Annotated in this window: 14 protein-coding genes; 13 read left to right on the top strand and 1 reads right to left on the bottom strand. The window is 70.2% G+C overall.

Features of this window, described 5'->3' with window-relative positions:
* Positions 1-9 precede the first annotated feature (9 nt).
* The 8 genes from Z164_RS0100390 to Z164_RS0100355 all read left to right on the top strand — a co-directional run bounded on the left by Z164_RS0100390 (position 10) and on the right by Z164_RS0100355 (position 8,912).
* Entirely contained in the window at positions 10-510 is a 501-nt protein-coding gene (locus Z164_RS0100390; RefSeq protein WP_024888772.1) for an Hcp family type VI secretion system effector, read from the top strand.
* A gap of 18 nt (positions 511-528) precedes the next feature.
* Positions 529-1,353, top strand: a complete 825-nt coding sequence (locus tag Z164_RS0100385; protein WP_024888771.1) for a type VI secretion system accessory protein TagJ — start codon at positions 529-531, stop codon at positions 1,351-1,353.
* 14 nt (positions 1,354-1,367) lie between these two features.
* On the top strand, positions 1,368-1,871 hold the full coding sequence (tssE, locus tag Z164_RS0100380; protein ID WP_024888770.1) for a type VI secretion system baseplate subunit TssE: 504 nt from the start codon (positions 1,368-1,370) through the stop codon (positions 1,869-1,871).
* Between the two features lie 5 nt (positions 1,872-1,876).
* Entirely contained in the window at positions 1,877-3,760 is a 1,884-nt protein-coding gene (tssF, locus tag Z164_RS0100375; RefSeq protein WP_024888769.1) for a type VI secretion system baseplate subunit TssF, read from the top strand.
* Positions 3,724-4,791 (top strand): type VI secretion system baseplate subunit TssG, encoded by a 1,068-nt coding sequence (gene tssG, locus Z164_RS0100370; RefSeq protein ID WP_024888768.1) that lies wholly within the window; start codon positions 3,724-3,726, stop codon positions 4,789-4,791. Before tssF ends, tssG begins: the two co-directional genes overlap by 37 nt.
* A gap of 22 nt (positions 4,792-4,813) precedes the next feature.
* Positions 4,814-7,576: a type VI secretion system ATPase TssH gene (gene tssH, locus Z164_RS0100365; protein ID WP_024888767.1), complete on the top strand. Its 2,763-nt coding sequence runs from the start codon at positions 4,814-4,816 to the stop codon at positions 7,574-7,576.
* 27 nt (positions 7,577-7,603) lie between these two features.
* Positions 7,604-8,299 carry a hypothetical protein gene (locus tag Z164_RS0100360; RefSeq protein ID WP_024888766.1) on the top strand — a complete coding sequence of 232 codons (696 nt, stop codon included), beginning with the start codon at positions 7,604-7,606 and terminating at the stop codon, positions 8,297-8,299.
* A 118-nt stretch (positions 8,300-8,417) separates the two neighbouring features.
* Entirely contained in the window at positions 8,418-8,912 is a 495-nt protein-coding gene (locus tag Z164_RS0100355) for a hypothetical protein (protein WP_152540819.1), read from the top strand.
* 479 nt (positions 8,913-9,391) lie between these two features.
* Here Z164_RS0100355 and Z164_RS0100350 read toward each other — a convergent pair whose 3' ends face one another.
* Positions 9,392-9,652: a hypothetical protein gene (locus Z164_RS0100350; protein WP_024888764.1), complete on the bottom strand. Its 261-nt coding sequence runs from the start codon at positions 9,650-9,652 to the stop codon at positions 9,392-9,394.
* Positions 9,653-9,848: 196 nt separating this feature from the next.
* Here Z164_RS0100350 and Z164_RS0100345 point away from each other — a divergent pair, with 196 nt between their 5' ends.
* The 5 genes from Z164_RS0100345 (at position 9,849) to pgaD (ending at position 17,174) form a co-directional block, all read left to right on the top strand.
* Positions 9,849-11,342 (top strand): hypothetical protein, encoded by a 1,494-nt coding sequence (locus Z164_RS0100345; RefSeq protein WP_024888763.1) that lies wholly within the window; start codon positions 9,849-9,851, stop codon positions 11,340-11,342.
* 187 nt (positions 11,343-11,529) lie between these two features.
* Entirely contained in the window at positions 11,530-13,548 is a 2,019-nt protein-coding gene (gene pgaA, locus Z164_RS0100340) for a poly-beta-1,6 N-acetyl-D-glucosamine export porin PgaA (protein ID WP_024888762.1), read from the top strand.
* A gap of 2 nt (positions 13,549-13,550) precedes the next feature.
* Positions 13,551-15,455 (top strand): poly-beta-1,6-N-acetyl-D-glucosamine N-deacetylase PgaB, encoded by a 1,905-nt coding sequence (gene pgaB, locus Z164_RS0100335; protein WP_024888761.1) that lies wholly within the window; start codon positions 13,551-13,553, stop codon positions 15,453-15,455.
* Between the two features lies 1 nt (position 15,456).
* Positions 15,457-16,710 carry a poly-beta-1,6-N-acetyl-D-glucosamine synthase gene (gene pgaC, locus Z164_RS0100330; RefSeq protein ID WP_024888760.1) on the top strand — a complete coding sequence of 418 codons (1,254 nt, stop codon included), beginning with the start codon at positions 15,457-15,459 and terminating at the stop codon, positions 16,708-16,710.
* The gene (gene pgaD / locus Z164_RS0100325) at positions 16,707-17,174 is read left to right on the top strand and encodes a poly-beta-1,6-N-acetyl-D-glucosamine biosynthesis protein PgaD (RefSeq protein WP_024888759.1); all 468 of its coding nucleotides are present in this window, start codon (positions 16,707-16,709) and stop codon (positions 17,172-17,174) included. The genes pgaC and pgaD overlap by 4 nt, the downstream gene beginning before the upstream one ends.
* Positions 17,175-17,197 lie beyond the last annotated feature (23 nt).

Here is a 17,197-nt window from a genome sequence, read left to right as displayed (position 1 = left end):
ATTCACCCAATGGCGTTCGACATGCACATCAAGTTCGGCGGCGGCAAGATCAAGATCGAAGGCGCGTCCGACCACGCCAAGCACAAGGGCGAGGTGCCGATCCTGGCCTGGTCCTGGGGCCTGTCCAACTCGGCCGACCTGCACAGCGCCAGCACCGGCGCCGGCGGCAAGGCGCACGTGCAGGACATCTCCCTGACCAAGTACGTGGACGCGTCCTCGCACGCGCTGCTGCAGGCCGCCGCCACCGGCGCGCGCATCGAGGAGGCCTGGCTGTACGTCACCAACGCCACCGGCGAGCAGACCGACTACGTCACCCTGCACCTGAGCAACGGCGTGATGGTCACCTCGGTGTCCACCGGCGGCTCCGGCGGCGAGGACCGCCTGACCGAGAACGTCACCCTGCACTTCGGCAAGTTCAAGTACGGCTTCCAGCCGCAGAAGCCCGACGGCGCCAAGGACGGCGCGGCCAAGGAGTTCACCTACGACATCCAGGCCACCGCGGCGGCCTGACGGCCGGCGCCGCGCGCGATGCCGTCCGCGAACTCCAGCGATCCCGCGCCCTCGCCGGCCGAAGCCCTGCTCAGGGCCGGCCGCCTGGGCGAGGCGCTGCAGGCGCTGAGCGCGCACGTCCGCGGCCATCCCGCCGACGCGGCGTCGCGGGTGTTCCTGTTCCAGCTGCTGGCCGCGGCCGGGCAATGGGAGCGGGCCGCGAGCCAGCTGCAGGCGAGCCGGCGCATGGACGCCTCCAATGCCGTGCTGGAGGCGGCCTACGGCGCCGTGCTGGAAGCCGAGCGGGTGCGCGCGGCGGTGTTCGCCGGGGAGTGGCTGCCGACCGCGATCGGCGAGCCGGAACCCTGGCTGGTGCTGCTGCTGCAGGCCGCGAAGCTGAGCGCGCAGGGGCTGCACGCGCCGGCGGCGCCGCTGCGCGCGCAAGCCTTCGAGCAGGCGCCGGCCACGCGCGGCCGCATCGACGGCGCGCCGTTCGCCTGGCTGGCCGACGCCGACCCGCGCTTCGGGCCGTGCCTGGAGGTGCTGATCGACGGCGGCTACGGCTGGGCGCCGTTCTCGCGCATCCGCGAGCTGCGCCTGGAAGCGCCGACGATGCTGTGCGACACGCTGTGGGCGCCGGCCACCGTCACCTGGAGCAACGGCGGGCAGACCCCGGCGTTCGTGCCGGCGCGCTATCCCGGCAGCGAGGCGGCGGCCGACGACCTGCTGCGGCTGGGCCGGCGCACCGACTGGTCGCAATGCGACGCGCAGACCTGGACCGGCTGCGGGCAACGCATGCTGGCCACCGACACGGGCGAGTACCCGCTGCTCGACATCCGCCGGATCGAGTTCGACCTCGACTGACGACGGAGCGCGCGATGGCCGAACTGACGCCGCAGGAACGCCTGCAACCATCGCTGCTGGACCGGCTCGCCGACGACGAACCGGGCCGCGGCGAGGAGAGCCGGGACCGCCGCACGATCACCGCCGCGCGCCTGCGCGAGTGCGTGATCCGCGACCTGTCCTGGCTGCTCAACTGCACCCACGCCGAAGCCGACCGCGCGTTCGACGACCATCCGCACGCGGCGTGCTCGGTGCTGAACTTCGGCATTCCGGACCTCGCCGGCCTGGCGCTGTCGGGCATCGACCCGGCGCAGATGGAACGCCGGCTGCGCGCGGCGATCCTGGCCTTCGAGCCGCGCCTGCTGCCGGACACGCTGCAGGTGCGCGTGCGCGCCGACGGCCGGCGGATGGATCGCAAGTCGCTGGTGTTCGACATCGAATCGGAGATGTGGGCGCAGCCGCTGCCGCTGAACCTGTACCTCAAGACCGAGGTGGACCTGGAGACCGGGCGCCTCGAAGTCGGCGAGCGCTACGGCTGAGCCGCATGGACCCGCGCCTGATCCCCTACTACAACCGCGAACTGGCGCACGTGCGCGAGATGGGCGCGGAGTTCGCGCGCGAATACCCGAAGATCGCCGGCCGCCTGGGGCTGGACGGATTCGAGTGCGCCGATCCCTACGTCGAGCGCCTGCTGGAGGGCTTCGCCTTCCTCGCCGCGCGGGTGCAGCTCAAGCTCGACGCGCAGTACCCGGTGTTCACCCAGCACCTGCTGGAGATGCTCTATCCGCACTACCTGCTGCCGGTGCCCTCGATGGCGGTGGTCCAGCTGCACCCGGACCCGAAGGATGCCGGCCTGGCGGCCGGGCACCGCGTGCCCCGGCACACGCCGCTGCACAGCCTGACCGGCGCCGAGGAACGCACCGCCTGCGAATACCGCACCGCGCACGATGTCACCCTGTGGCCGCTGGAACTGGCCGAGGCCGCGTACTGCGAGACGCCCGCGGCGCTGGCCGCGGCCGGGGTCGAGATCCCCGGCGGCATCGACGCGCGCGCCGGCATCCGCCTGAAGCTGCGCGCGACCGGTGGCGTCGAGGCGTCGATGCTGGCGCTGGATCGCCTGCCGGTATTCGTCGCCGGCGCCGACGCGCTTCCCAAGCGGCTGTACGAACAACTGTTCGCCGATGCCGAAGGCTTCCTGGTGCGCGCGACGGGCGCGAACGGACCGGTCGGCGTGTTCCGCGACGCCGCCTCGATCCGCGCGCGCGGCTTCGACGACGAGGACGCGCTGCTGCCCTACGACGGCCGCTCGTTCAGCGGCTACCGCCTGCTGCAGGAATACTTCGCCTGCCCCGAGCGCTTCCTGTTCGCGGAGTTCGACGGCCTGCGCGCGGCGCTGCAGCGCGCGCGGGGGGCCGAGTTCGAGATCGTGGTGCTGCTGCGGCGCAGCGTCGCCGGCCTGGGGCGCGGCGTGAGCGCGGACAACTTCCGGCTGTTCTGCACCCCGGCGATCAACCTGTTCCCGCGCCGTGCCGACCGCATCCACCTCAAGACCGGCCAGACCGAGTACCACGTGCTGGCCGACCGCGCCCGGCCGATGGACTTCGAGGTCCACAGCGTCGGCCACGTGGAGGGCTTCGGCGACCGCCAGGAGCCGGAGCAGCGCTTCCAGCCCTTCTACGGCGGCGACGCGCGCACCTGGCACGACCGCCACGCCGCCTACTACACCCTGCGCCGCGAGCCGCGGCTGTTGTCGGGGCGGCAGCGCCGGCAGGGCGCGCGCTCGAGCTACGTCGGCAGCGAGGTGTTCATCGCCCTGGTGGACGCGGCCGACCGCCCGCACGCCAGCGCGCTGCGGCAGCTCGGCATGCAGCTGCTGTGCACCAACCGCGACTTGCCGCTGCACATGCCGGTGGGCAAGTCGCGCACCGACTTCACCGTCGCCGGCGGCCTCCCCGTCGAACGCGCGCGCTGCGTGGCCGGTCCCACCCGCCCGCGCCCGCCGGCCGCCAACGGCGAGACCGCGTGGCGGCTGCTGAGCCATCTGCAGTTCGACTACCTGTCGCTGTTCGAGGACGGCCCGCGCCAGGGCGGCGCCGCGCTGCGCGAGATGCTCGGCCTGTACTGCGACCCGCACGACGCGGCGGCGCTGCGGCAGATCGAAGGGATCAAGTCGGTCGTGGCATCGCCGGTGGTGCGACGGCTGCCGGTGCCGGGCCCCATCGCGTTCGGCCGCGGCCTGGAGATCGCGCTGACCTGCGACGACAGCGCGTTCGAGGGTACTGGCGCCTACCTGCTGGGCGCGGTGATGCAGCGCTTCTTCGCCCGCTACGTCTCGGTCAACGCGTTCGCCGAGACCGTGCTGCGCACCCTGGAACGCAACGAGGTGGCCCGATGGCCGGCACGCCTGGGCACGCGCCGGATCGTCTGATGCCGGCGCCGTCGGCGCTGGAGGCCGCCCTGGCCCGGCGCCCGGAGGCGTTCGAGCTGTTCGAGGCCCTGCGCCTGCTGGAGCGCGCGCACCCGCAGCGCCCGCGGCTGGGCCGTTCCAGCCGCCCGGCAGAGGACCCGGTGCGCCTGCGGCAGACCCCGTCGCTGGCTTTCGCGCCGCGCCATGTCGACCGCTACCGCCCCGCCGACGGCGACCGGCCGGCGCGGCTGGACGTCTTCGCGCCGGGCCTGTTCGGCCCGCACGGCCCGTTGCCGCTGCACCTGACCGAATACGCGATCGACCGCAGCCTCAACGCCCGCGACGGCACCTTCGCCGCGTTCGCCGACATCTTCCATCACCGCATGCTGAGCCTGTTCTACCGCGCCTGGGCCGACGCCCGGCCGACCGTGCAGGCCGACCGACCCGGCGACGACCGCTTCCGCTTCTATCTCGGCGCGCTGATCGGCATGGGCGGCACCTCGGCGGCCGCCGATCCGGTCGCGGCCACCGGCGCGCGCCACTACGCCGGCCGCCTGCTGCCGCCCTCGCGCAATCCGGAAGGCCTGCGCGCCCTGCTCGAGCAGGCGTTCGGCGTGCCGGTGCGGGTGATCGGCTTCGTCGCCGGCTGGATGCGGCTGCCCGACGACGCCCGGCTGCGGCTCGGCCGCCGCGCCGCGGTCGCCGGCCTGGGCCGCACCGCGGTGCTGGGCGCCAGGGTGCGCGGCGCCCAGCATCGCTTCCGGCTGCGGATCGGGCCGCTCGACGGCGCCGGCTTCCGCCGCTTCATGCCGGGCGGGCGCACCCTGCGCGAGCTCGCCGCGCTGGTGCGCACCTATGCCGGCGACGAATACGAATGGGACGTGCAACTGGTGCTGCGCGCCGCCGACGTGCCCCCGACCCGGCTGGGCCTGTCCGGCCGCATCGGCCTGGACACCTGGATGGGCGGCCGCGCCCGCGACCCCGAGGACGCCCACGACGTGGTGGTGCGCGCGTCCGCGCCCGCCGGCGCCGTGCGCGCCGCTCCCGCATGACGAATCCCGGAGGACTGCAACCATGGCGGACATCGGCCGCAACGCGCTGTTCGGCAAGCTCAACCCGACCACCTACCGCGCGATCGAGAGCGCCACGGTGTTCTGCAAGCTGCGCGGCAACCCCTACGTGGAACTGGTGCACTGGCTGCACCAGTTGCTGCAGCTGGAGGACTCGGACCTGCACCGCATCGTGCGGCACTTCGGGCTGGAGCCGTCGCGGCTGGCCGGCGACGTCACCGCCGCCCTCGACCGCCTGCCGCGCGGCGCCACCGCGATCTCCGATCTCTCGTCCACCGTGGAGGACGCGGTGGAACGCGCCTGGGTGTACGCCACCCTGATGTTCGGCGAGGCGCAGGTGCGCAGCGGGTATCTCGTGGTCGGCGCGTTGCGCACGCCGCAACTGCGCAACCTACTGCTGGGCATCTCGGCCGAGTTCGGCAAGCTCAAGCCCGAAGCGCTCACCGACGGCTTCGACGCCATCGTCGGCGACTCCCCCGAGACCGGCCAGCGCGCCAGCGACGGCTTCGACCTCGGCGCCGCCGCGCCGGGCGAGGCCAGCGGCGCCATCGCCCCGGCCGCGCTGGGCAGGCAGGAGGCGCTGAAGAAGTTCACCACCGACCTCACCGAGCAGGCCCGCAGCGGCAAGCTCGACCCCATCGTCGGCCGCGACGACGAGATCCGCCAGGTCGTGGACATCCTGATGCGCCGGCGGCAGAACAACCCGATCCTGGTCGGCGAGGCTGGCGTGGGCAAGACCGCGGTGGTGGAAGGCTTCGCCCAGCGCATCGTGCGCGGCGACGTGCCGCCCGCGCTCAGGGACATCGAGCTGCGCGCGCTCGACGTCGGCCTGCTGCAGGCCGGCGCCAGCATGAAGGGCGAGTTCGAACAGCGCCTGCGCGCGGTGATCGACGAGGTGCAGGCCAGCCCCAGGCCGATCGTGCTGTTCGTCGACGAGACCCATACCCTCATCGGCGCCGGCGGCGCCGCGGGCACGGGCGACGCCGCCAATCTGCTGAAACCCGCGCTGGCGCGCGGCGTGCTGCGCACCATCGGCGCCACCACCTGGGCCGAATACAAGAAGCACATCGAGAAGGACCCGGCGCTGACCCGCCGCTTCCAGACCGTGTTGGTGGAAGAACCCGACGAGGCCCGCGCGGTGCTGATGATGCGCGGCGTGGCCAGCACCATGGAGCACCACCACCAGGTGCAGATCCTCGACGAGGCGCTGGAAGCGGCGGTCAAGCTCAGCCACCGCTACATCCCCGCGCGGCAGCTGCCGGACAAATCGGTGAGCCTGCTCGACACCGCCTGTGCGCGGGTGGCGGTGAGCCTGCACGCGGTGCCCGCCGAAGTGGACGACAGCCGCCGCCGGATCGAGGCGCTGGAGACGGAGCTGGCGATCATCGCGCGCGAGCAGGCCATCGGCATTGCCGTGGACGAGCGCGCCGCCGACTGCCGCGCCGCGCTGGCGGCCGAGCAGGCACGACAGGCCGAGCTCGACCGGCGCTGGCAGGCCGAGAAAGCGCTGGTGGACGAACTGCTGGCGCTGCGCGCGCGCCTGCGCGATGGCCTCGCGCCGGTGGAGGGCACCGGCAGCGCGCTGGAGGCGGCGGCCGAAGCCGAAGCCGAGGCGGGTCCTGCCGCTGCTGTGGCGCTCGCGCCTGCGCGCGAGGCCGGAGCGCCGGGCGAGGCCGAACGCGACACCCTGCTCGCGCGCCTGCGCGAGGTGCAGGCCGAGCTCGCCGAACTGCAGGGCGAGCGCCCGCTGATCCTGCCGACCGTGGACTACCAGGCGGTGGCCGCGGTGGTCGCCGACTGGACCGGCATCCCGGTCGGGCGCATGGCCCGCAACGAGATCGAGACCGTGCTGCGCCTGCCCGAACTGCTGGCCAAGCGCGTCATCGGCCAGGACCACGCGATGGAGATGATCGCCAAGCGCATCCAGACCAGCCGCGCCGGCATCGACAACCCCTCCAAGCCGATCGGCGTGTTCCTGCTGGCCGGCACCTCCGGCGTCGGCAAGACCGAAACCGCCCTGGCCCTGGCCGAGACCCTGTACGGCGGCGAACAGAACCTCATCACCATCAACATGAGCGAGTACCAGGAAGCGCACACCGTCTCCTCGCTCAAGGGCGCGCCGCCCGGCTACGTCGGCTACGGCGAAGGCGGCGTCCTCACCGAAGCCGTGCGTCGGCGGCCGTACTCCGTGGTGCTGCTGGACGAGGTGGAGAAGGCCCACCCCGACGTGCACGAGCTGTTCTTCCAGGTCTTCGACAAGGGCTGGATGGAAGACGGCGAGGGCCGGAAGATCGACTTCCGCAACACCCTGATCATCCTCACCAGCAACGCCGGCACCGACCTCATCGCCAGCCTCTGCGCCGACCCGGAGCTGATGCCGGAACCTGAGGGCATGGCCAAGGCCCTGCGCGAGCCGCTGCTGAAGGTGTTCCCGCCGGCGCTGCTGGGGCGGCTGGTGGCGATCCCGTACTACCCGCTGAGCGACGCGATGCTGGGCGAGATCGTGAAGCTGCAGTTGAATCGCATCAAGAAGCGGGTGGAGGCCCGCTACAAGATTCCGTTCGAGTACGACGAGGAGGTGGTGCGGCTGGTGGTGAGCCGCTGCACCGAGAGCGAATCGGGGGGGCGGATGATCGATGCGATTTTGACCAATACGATGTTGCCGGAAGTGAGTCGGGAGTTTCTCGGGCGTGCGCTCGATGGTCGTGTCGTCACCGGTGTGCGGCTACGTGGCGGCGATGCCGGATTCCACTACGAGTTCGCCTGAGCGGCGCCCAAGAGACGAGAGCAATCCATGAACGTGCCGAAGCACAAGATGAAGCAGAAGGGCAAGACGAAAGCCTCGTGCTCCGCGGAGCAGCCGACCCAGGGCGGTGGCTTTCTCAAGGCGCTGAGCGGGGCTTACGATTCCAAGCCGGCCGTGATGAGGACGCAAGAGCCCTATTTCATCTGGGTATCCAACGTGAGCAACGACGGCTTGCCTGCCGAAGTGAATAACTGGCTCGGCATGGACGCATCGCTTGACTTCGATAATCTGACGAAGAACCTGAAATCGCTGTACGTCAACTGCAGGCCAATGAAGGAATACCTGGGCTCTCTGCGCGAAGAGGGCAAGGGTGATCCCACCGCTTCGGCCATCACCATTATCTGCCTGCAGTGCGAAGGCGAGCATAGCGTGGACGTGGACGTGGTGGTGGCGTCGTCAAGCCTGAATCAGCATTCTTGCCACGGCAATGGGCAGATCCACGCGGAACACATCTCCACCGAACTTGCGGTTGACGCGGTGGGCAGCCTCGATCAGATCCTCAAGTCACCGGACATCGGAGCCCCGAAGCGCTGCAGCATCATCATCTATGCCTGCGACAAGAAAGGCAGTAACTTCTCGCCCTGCATATCGTGCCAGAAGACAGTGACCGCCAGCCTGCGGAATCTGAAAGAGATAGCGGGAAAGATCGATGGCATCTACTGGGAGTACGTCCCGAAGATGTAAGAAATGGGGTCAGGTTCATTTATTTGGAGATGTTGATCGCGTCGGGCGGCTGTGTCGATGCGAGACATCGCCAGACCCCGTTTTTCCGGTGGATCGTGGCGATTGGGGAGGTTGAACGGTGGCTGCAGCCAACTACGAGTATGAAGTCGGGCGAGGGATACGGAATTCGATCGATCCCGCGGACAACCCGGGTGCGCGCTGTGCGCTTGGTGGTGCTCGCGCGACGAAGGAAACGGATCCTCATCGAATCCCTATCATCCGGGAGTGGGAGTTCGCAGAGGGGCGCGTGATTGCCTTCACCAGGATCGATTCGTGCCTCGGGGCGCTACAAGTAGTCGATGACTTCGGGCTTCGAGGTGCCCACTTCTCGATGTTCGCATCAGGAGTGCAGTACGACATCGTCCAATTCAACGCCGCGATGCAGGCGGCCGGGTTCCAGCTGAATCGTCCCATCCTTTACTTCGGTGGGGGCGTGGAGGACTGGAGCGACGGCCTGGCAGCAAGTGCTTACCTGAGGGTCGGAGGGGTTCCTCCTCATGTCCAGGATGCTGCCCAGCGGATCTGGATTTTCGAGATGGACAACGGAGCGTTCACCAGCCATTCGATGGCATAGATTTCCCAGGAGGGGAAATGCAGTAATGGGGTCACAGTAATGGGGTCAGAGTGATTTTTGGGGCGAGCGTCGGGATGTAGCGGGGTCAGGTTGAGATAACTGGGTGGTGGTAACGGGATCAGGTTCACTTTTAGGCGGTTCCATCCGGTGTGGCGGACGGCTATGTGAAGTCTTGGCGGACGAATTGAGGAGAGAAAAACGGGGTTAGGCTTGCTTTAGAAACCCCGATCCCTTTCTCCTTTTTTGCCCGGCATCCGGCCCTCGGCCGCACGTCGACGGGTCTGTTCGGCGTCTCCTCCACTATCGACTGGAAGGTCGCCGAGGGACTCTCCTGCGCCATGGTAGGCGCGGATGCGGGTGGCTTCGTCCGCGGCCAGCGGGCGTGTGGCCACGCCCGGTAGGCGTCGGCGCGGGACGCGCGATCGCTGGCTGGCTTTCGGAAAACCGAAGGACGACTTCGGCCCGACCGGAGGCGCTCTTCAGGCGTGCCCGCGCGCTCGCAGCCATTTCAGTGCGCCGGGCGCCATGCCCTTGAACTTGGGGGCGGCCGCGAGCGGGGCGACCAGCAGGCGTTGCGGTGCGTAACGGCGCTTGATGGCGTGGTAGAGGCGCGAGCGGTCGAGACCGGACTCGGCGAGGTACAGGCCAGGCGCGAGTTCCACCCAGCCCAGGGGATCGGTGCCGTCGGGCCGTGCGTCGGTCTCCAGGTGGACGAGGTAGAGGTGGGGCGATGGGATCATGCGGCGACTGTCGCGGTGGCGCGCTCATGGGGTCGTGAATCCCTCTCACCCCATTGAACCCTTTGGGATGTTCGGCGCTCTCGATGAGACGGCATGTCGTGTCGCGTCCGCGGCGCCCTGGTAGCGTCGCGCGGCTCGGATGGGGCATGCCTCGGGCGGGATGCCGCTGTCCGCTCGTCATCGACAGGAGGAACGCGTGAGCATTGATCTGCCGGATAGTCAGGCCGTTGCCGCATATGCGCCAGGCGACCCGGCCTGGGCGAAGGTCCGGAAGGCCATCGAGGCCTATCGCAAGCGGGTCGACGCTGGCGCCGACTCGAACAAGGCGAAGAAGAACGTGCAGAACGCGTTCGCGCGCTGGAAGCAGGATCGGGGCGTCACCGGCCGGACCTTGCCGCGCGGCGATCTGGCGCGAAGCATCGGCGCGGCGCTGGGATTCACCTGGATCGACGACGAGCTCGACACGCAGAGGAAGGGCATCCTCTATCTGTTCTCGAAGATCGAGGTGGCGCCGATGCCGTTCGGCGCCACGGTGCTGGACGCTCTTTTCACGGGGATGAACATCGCGTTCTCGGCGGCGTCGTTCAAGCTCGATCAGGCTGCCGATTCGGCTAAGACCAGCGAGATGAAGGCGCACTTCACCGCGCTTGCGGCCAAGACCGATTCCGGCTCGAAGGGGAACGATATCCTGCAGAATTATGTCGCGCCGACCATCGAGGCCGGTATCGGCAACGCCGAATCGCCCACTGTCCAGGAGATGAAAACCGCCTGGGGGAAGTTCATGGCCTGGCTGCGGGCGATGGTGGGACGGCTGGTGGAAACGATGTTCACCACACTGGACGCGGTCGGAAGCTGGACGGACATCGCGGCGACCGCCTCGGACTGGGTGCTCAAGCTGGTGAACACCAAGGCGGCGGAGGCGGCGGGCGCGTTCGTCGGCGCGTTCATCGGTACGTTCCGCTCGCTGGTGGGGGGCATCGGCAAGAGCATCGAGTACGCGCGCAGGTATTTCGACGAACAGGCGCTCCGCCGTGGCGGCGTGGAAATTCGCGACGGGCATCCCCAGACCATCGTCAAGGCGCTGGACGTGGCGATGCGGGTGGATCTCGGCAAGACGTTCTTCGACGCACTCGTCAACGCCGGCAAGGGGATCGCCGGCGTCATGGCCACGCCGCTCGCCGCCAGTCTGATCGAGATGATCTCCGCCGCATGCAGCTGCATCGCGCGCGCGGTGGTCAAGGGCTGGCAGACCAGCAGGTTGCGGAGATTCTGCGAGGAGGCGGGAAAACTACTGGAAATGAAGCTCTACCGGGACCATGACGCGTTCGCGAAGTGGTATCGCGAAGGCGCGGTCAAGGTGCCGTTCGTGCCTGCCTGCACCCTCAACTTCGCCGGTTGCAGCAACCCCGTGTACTTCTTCCGGATGATGAACTCGGATCGGCTCGGGCGCGCGACCTGCGGGTCGTCCTACTACGCGGCCGCAACCCGGTACATCTACAAGACGAGCAAGCGCCTGCTGGAGTATGCGCAGGCCGAGAAGATCGCGGTCAGTACGTCGGATCCCCTGGTGCAGACGGTGCTGGACCTGTACGAAAACAAGCGCGAGATCGGCAAGCCGGTCTCGATCATCGGTAACGAGCACAGCTTCGCCGATCGGCTGGTCACGATCATGAAGAAGATCGGGGGCTGAGGGGAGATCGGCACTTCGAGCGCACCCGGTTCCGCCCTCAAGAAGGGCGATCCGGAACGTCTCAGGACCGCCATCGTGGTCATGGATATCGGCGGGCCGCGGTGCGCGAGTCACCGGGATTCACAAAACCTTGACCCCATAATGTGATGTATGTCACATTTTGTTGGGGTGTTAACCGGCTCTTCTCATGTCACGACCTGCCGCATTGGCCGCGTGTGTCGGCTTGGCCTGCCTTGCGCTCGCCCATGCCGATGGTTCGGCTTCGACGCCTGCCGGGCCGCTGGAACGCATCGCGCAGGCCCGCGACCAGGGCCGGTGGCTCGACGCCCTGGACGCCATCGAGCGGGCGCTGGCGGCAGCACCGGACGATCCGGCGCTGTACCGGCTCCGGGTCCTGACCCTGAGCGACCTCGGCAGCGCCTACCGCGCCTGGGACGCGTACCGGCAGCGCCCCGAATTGTTCGAGCCGGGTCACGTGCAGCGGCTGGAATCGGAGTATCTGGCCCGGCTCGTCAACTGGAGCCTGGTCCCGGGCGATTCCGAGCAACGCGATCTCGAGGAGGCGCTGCAGGCCGAAGCGCGCCTGCACGAGTACCTCGACCGCAGCGGTACTTCGCCTGAGCGCGCGCCGGTCCGCGTGCGCCTGGATCGGCTGATCCTGCTGCATCGCCTGGGCCGGCACGCGCAGCTTCGCCGCGAGGTGCAGGCGTTGCAGGCCGATGGCGTCACGCTGCCGGACTACGTGCTGGAGTACGTGGGCGCTTCGCTGCTGGCCGAAGGCCATCCGGACGAGGCGATCCCGGTGCTGGAAGCGGCGACCCGGAACGATCCCGCCCGCTCGCGGGCCCGGACCGAGCTGGCCTACGCCTTCCTGGAAAGCGAGCAGCCGCGGCGCGCGCTCGACTATCTGCAGGCGTGGCAGGCCGCCGAACCGGCCTGGGGCCAGGCCGGCCGGCCGTACGAGAATTGGGCCCGCCACGACGTGGACCTGACGCTGGGGATGATCCGCGGCTATACCGGCGACCTGCCCGGCGCGCAGCGCGACCTGGAAGCCCTGGTGGCGATGGCGCCGGCCAACGGCGGCCTGCAGACCTCGCTGGGCACCATCTACGGGATGCGCGGCTGGTCGGAGCGGGCGCTGGAGCGCCATCGCATCGCCCATACGCTGGAGCCGCGCGCGGTGCCGCCGCGCATCGGCATGGCCGAGTCCTGGATGCGCCTGCAGCGCACCGACATCGCGCGCCCGATCTACGACGACCTGGAACGCATGCACCACGCGCGCGCCGACGTGCGCCGCGCCGGCCGCGAATGGCGCGCCCACCGTGGGTGGCACATCGAGGCCCGCGCCGCGGCCGGCCGCAGCCGGGGCGGCGATGGCGCATCGCCGCTCGGCAACGACGACCGCAGCTTCGGGCTGGAAGTGGAATCGCGGCTGTTGCGGGACCGCTGGCGCCTGTTCGCGTTCGCCGAGCGCAACGAGGTCGACTACGACGAACGCGAGGTCGATCCGCTGTGGCTGGGCGCGGGCCTGCGCTACCGGTTCGACCGCCTGGACGCCGAGGCCTATCTGGGCCGTCCCAACGACGACCTCGGCGGCACCTCCGCCGGCGCCAGCGTGGGCTGGCGCTTCGACGATCGCTGGTACGTCTCCGCGCACGCCGACCGCAACGCCGCCGACGCCTCCAGCCAGGCCCGCGCCGCCGGCATCGCCGCCGACCGGCTGGAACTGCGTGCGCGCTTCCGGCCGCACGAGCGCACCGCGCTCGATTTCGGCGTGGGGCAATGGCGGCTGGACGACGGCAACCGGCGCGAGGATGCGTCCGTGTCGCTGGAGCAGCGCCTGCTGACCCGCCCCACCTGGCAGCTCGACGGGCTCGGCGGTCTCTACGCCAGCCGCGGCCGCCGCGACGACGTGCCCTACTTCAGCCCGGCGCGCGATCGTTCGCTCGAACTCGGCCTGCGCGCCGACCAGTTGCTGTGGCGGCGCTACGAACGGCATGTCCGCCATCGGCTCACCGTGTCCGTGGGCGACTACTGGCAGGACGGCTACGGCTCGGCGCTCGTGCCCGCGGCCGCGTACCGCCACGAGTGGCGCCTGGGCGCGGGCCGGATCCTGGAGTACGGCGTGAGCTGGTCGCGCCCGGTCTACGACGGCGGCCGCGAGAAACGCATCGGCTTCGATGCCGCGCTGTACTGGGGAGAGTGAGCATGCACCGCGACCGCTGGACATCCCGTCTTCCCGGCCTGGCCGCCCTGTTGCTGGGCCTGCTCCTGGCCCTGCCGGCCTTGGCGCGCCCGGCCGCGCCGGCCGACGCGCCGCGCCTGCTGGTGCTGAGCTACCACGACGTGCGCGACGACGTCGCCGAGAAGGGCGATGCCGACCTGTACGCGATCAGCACCCAGAACCTGGCCGCGCACTTCGATTGGCTGGCCGGGCACGGCTACCAGCCGGTCTCGCTGTCGCAGGTGATCGAGGCCTCGCGCGGCGGCCGCCCGCTGCCGCCCCGGCCGGTGCTGCTGACCTTCGACGACGGCCTGCGCAGCGTCTACGACAAGGTCTTCCCGCTGCTGCGCGCCTACGGCTACCCGGCGCTGGCGGCCGTGATCACCAGCTACGTGGACCTGGAGCCGGGGCGGACGGTGGACTACGGCTATCGCGAGTTCGGCCGCGAGGACTTCCTGACCTGGGCGCAACTGCGCGAGATGCAGGACAGCGGCCTGGTGGAGGTGGCCAGCCATACCCACGACCTGCACCGCGGCATCCCGTCCAATCCCCAGGGCAACACCGCGCCGGCGGTCACCACGCGCATGTACGACGCTGCGCGCGGCGTTTACGAAACCGAGGCGGCGCACATCGAGCGCCTGCGCGCCGACCTGGCCCTGAGCGCGCAGCGCATCGAGCAGGCGCTGGGCCGCCGCCCGCGGGCCATCGTCTGGCCGTACGCGGCGTACAACGCCCCGGCGCGCGAGATCGCCGACGCGCTGGGCATGCACGTCTCCTTCGACCTGGAAGGCCGCGACACGCCGCTGACCGCCGACCTGCACGACCTGGCGCGGCTGCTGGTGATGGACAACCCGACCGCGATCGACCTGGCCACGGAACTGCGGCGCGACCTGTCGCTGGAGACGATGCGCGCGCTGCACGTGGACCTGGACGCGGTCTACGACCCGGATCCGGCGCAGCAGGCGCGCAACCTCGACGTCCTGGTCGAGCGCGTCAAGCGCGTGCATCCCTCGCACGTGTTCCTGCAGGCCTTCGCCGACCCGGACGGCAACGGCGCGGCCGACGCGCTGTACTTCCCCAACCGCCACCTGCCGATGCGCGCGGACCTGTTCAACCGCGTGGCTTGGCAGCTGTTAACCCGGACCGGCGCCGAGGTCTACGCCTGGATGCCGGTGCTGGCCTACGAGCTGCCGGACCCGCAACGGCGGCGGGCGTGGGCGATCGCCTCGCACGAGGCCGACGGCATCTACCGCCTGGACTTCACCCGCCCGGAGGTGCGCGCGCTGATCGGCGATCTCTACGAGGACCTGGCCGCCAGCGCCCGCTTCTCCGGCCTGCTGTTCCACGACGATGCCTACCTGCGCGACGCGGAGCTGCCGCAACTGCCGGCGGAGACGGCGCAGGCCCCGGCGCGCACGCGCGCCCTGATCGACTTCACCCTGGAACTGCGCGACCGCGCCGAGCGCTGGCGACCGAAGCTGGAGACCGCGCGCAACATGTACGCGCGCCCGCTGCTGGAGCCGGCCAGCACGGCGTGGTTCGCCCAGCGCCTGGACCTGTTCCGCGAGGCCTACGACTACACCGCGGTGATGGCCATGCCCTGGATGGAGGGCGCCGACGATCCCGAGCGCTGGCTCGACCGGCTGGTGGACGCGGTGCGGCCGCACGATCCCGCCTTCGTCCACACCGTGTTCGAGCTGCAGACCCGGGACTGGCGCAGCGGCCGGCCGATCCCCGGCCCGCGCCTGCTCGCGCAGCTGCGCCGGCTGCAGGCGCAGGGCGTGCGCCACCTGGCCTGGTATCCGGACGACTTCGTCGCCGACCGGCCCACCACCGAAGAGGCGCGGGCGGCGTTGTCGTCGAGCGGCTTCCCGTACCAGGAGCCGTGAGATGGACATGCATCCCGTGCTGTTCGCGATGTTCCAGTTCGCCTTCTTCTACCCGATGGTGATGGCGTTCTTCTGGATGTCCGGCGGGCTGTACTACTTCTTCCGCCGCGAGCGCGGCGCGCGCGACCGCGCCGACCCGCCGCCGATGGCCGAGGCGCCGTTCGCCACGATCCTGGTGCCTTGCCACAACGAGGCCGAGGACGTGGACGACACCCTCGGCGCGGCGCTGTCGCAGGCCTACCCCGACTACGAGGTCATCGCCATCAACGACGGCAGCCGCGACGACACCGGCGCCCGGCTCGACGCCCTGGCGGCGCGGCATCCGCGGCTGCGCGTGATCCACCTCAGCCGGAACCTGGGCAAGGCCAACGCCCTGCGCATGGGCGCGCTGGCCGCGCGCTCGGAGTACCTGGTGTGCATCGACGGCGACGCCATGCTGGAAACGCACGCGCTGCACTGGATGGTCTGGCACCTGACCTCCGGCCCGCGCGTGGGCGCGGTCACCGGCAACCCGCGCGTGCGCAACCGTTCCACCCTGCTCGGGCGGCTGCAGGTGGCGGAGTTCTCCTCGATCATCGGCATGATCAAGCGCGCCCAGCGCGTCTACGGCCGCATCTTCACCGTCTCCGGGGTGATCGCCGGCTTCCGCCGCACCGCCCTGCACCGCGTCGGCTACTGGGCCGACGACATGGTGACCGAGGACATCGACATCAGCTGGCGCATCCAGCGCGACCACTGGGACATCCGCTACGAGCCGAACGCGATGTGCTTCATCCTCATGCCCGAGACCCTGCGCGGGCTGTGGAAGCAGCGCCTGCGCTGGGCCCAGGGCGGCGTGGAGGTGCTGCTGCGGCACGGCGCCTCGCTGCTGAGCTGGCGCATGCGCCGCATGTGGGGCGTGCTGGGCGAGTACGTGCTGAGCGTGGCCTGGGCCTACACGATGCTGGCGATCGTCCTGCTCTGGGCGCTGGGCAGGTTCGTGGCGCTGCCGCCCGACCTGCACGTGGCCACGCTGCTGCCGAAGTGGCACGGCATGGTCCTGGCCCTGGTCTGCCTGCTGCAGTTCGCCAGCAGCGTGATCATCGACCGGCGCTACGAGACCCGCGTCGGCCGCAACTACTTCTGGGTGATCTGGTATCCCATGGCCTACTGGACCATCAACCTGTTCACCACCGTCGTCGCGCTGCCGCGCGCGCTGCTCAAGCGCAAGGGCGGGCGCGCGGTCTGGGTCAGCCCGGACAGGGGGATCCGATGAGCGCCAGCCGCTACGATTCGCGCCTGATCCACAAGCCCGAGCGCCAGCAGATCGCGCACCGGACGCTGTGGGGCGTGGTGACCCTGGCGTTCTGGGGTTTCTACCTCTACCTCTGGGTGCCGCTGCTCACCCTGCTGTCGTGGCTGTTCGGCGCGCGGCTGGCGTGGCTGCAGCTGTACCGCCAGGAGCAGCAGGTGGACACCTTCGTCCTCGTCGCGCTGCCGCTGATCTGCGCCGCCTGCGCGATCGCGCTCATCGCCTGGGCCGAGTACAACCGGTTCCGCTTCGCCGACAAGGAAAGACGCGCGCCGCAGGCGGCGGCCACGCTGGACGAGGTGGCGCAGGGCCTGGGGGTGGACGTCGAGCTGGCGCGGCGGCTTTCGCGGGCGCGCATCGCGACCCTGGCGATGGACGACCGGGCGCGCCCGGTGGACGTGCGCATCGACGCCTCCGGCGCCGCGTGACGCGCGCGATGGGGCCGGCGCAG

It is taken from the genome of Luteimonas huabeiensis HB2, from assembly GCF_000559025.1.
GTDB classification, from domain to species: Bacteria; Pseudomonadota; Gammaproteobacteria; order Xanthomonadales; family Xanthomonadaceae; genus Luteimonas; species Luteimonas huabeiensis.
The sequence above is the reverse complement of the archived record's forward strand: the minus strand, read 5'-3'. Positions and strand labels throughout refer to the sequence as shown.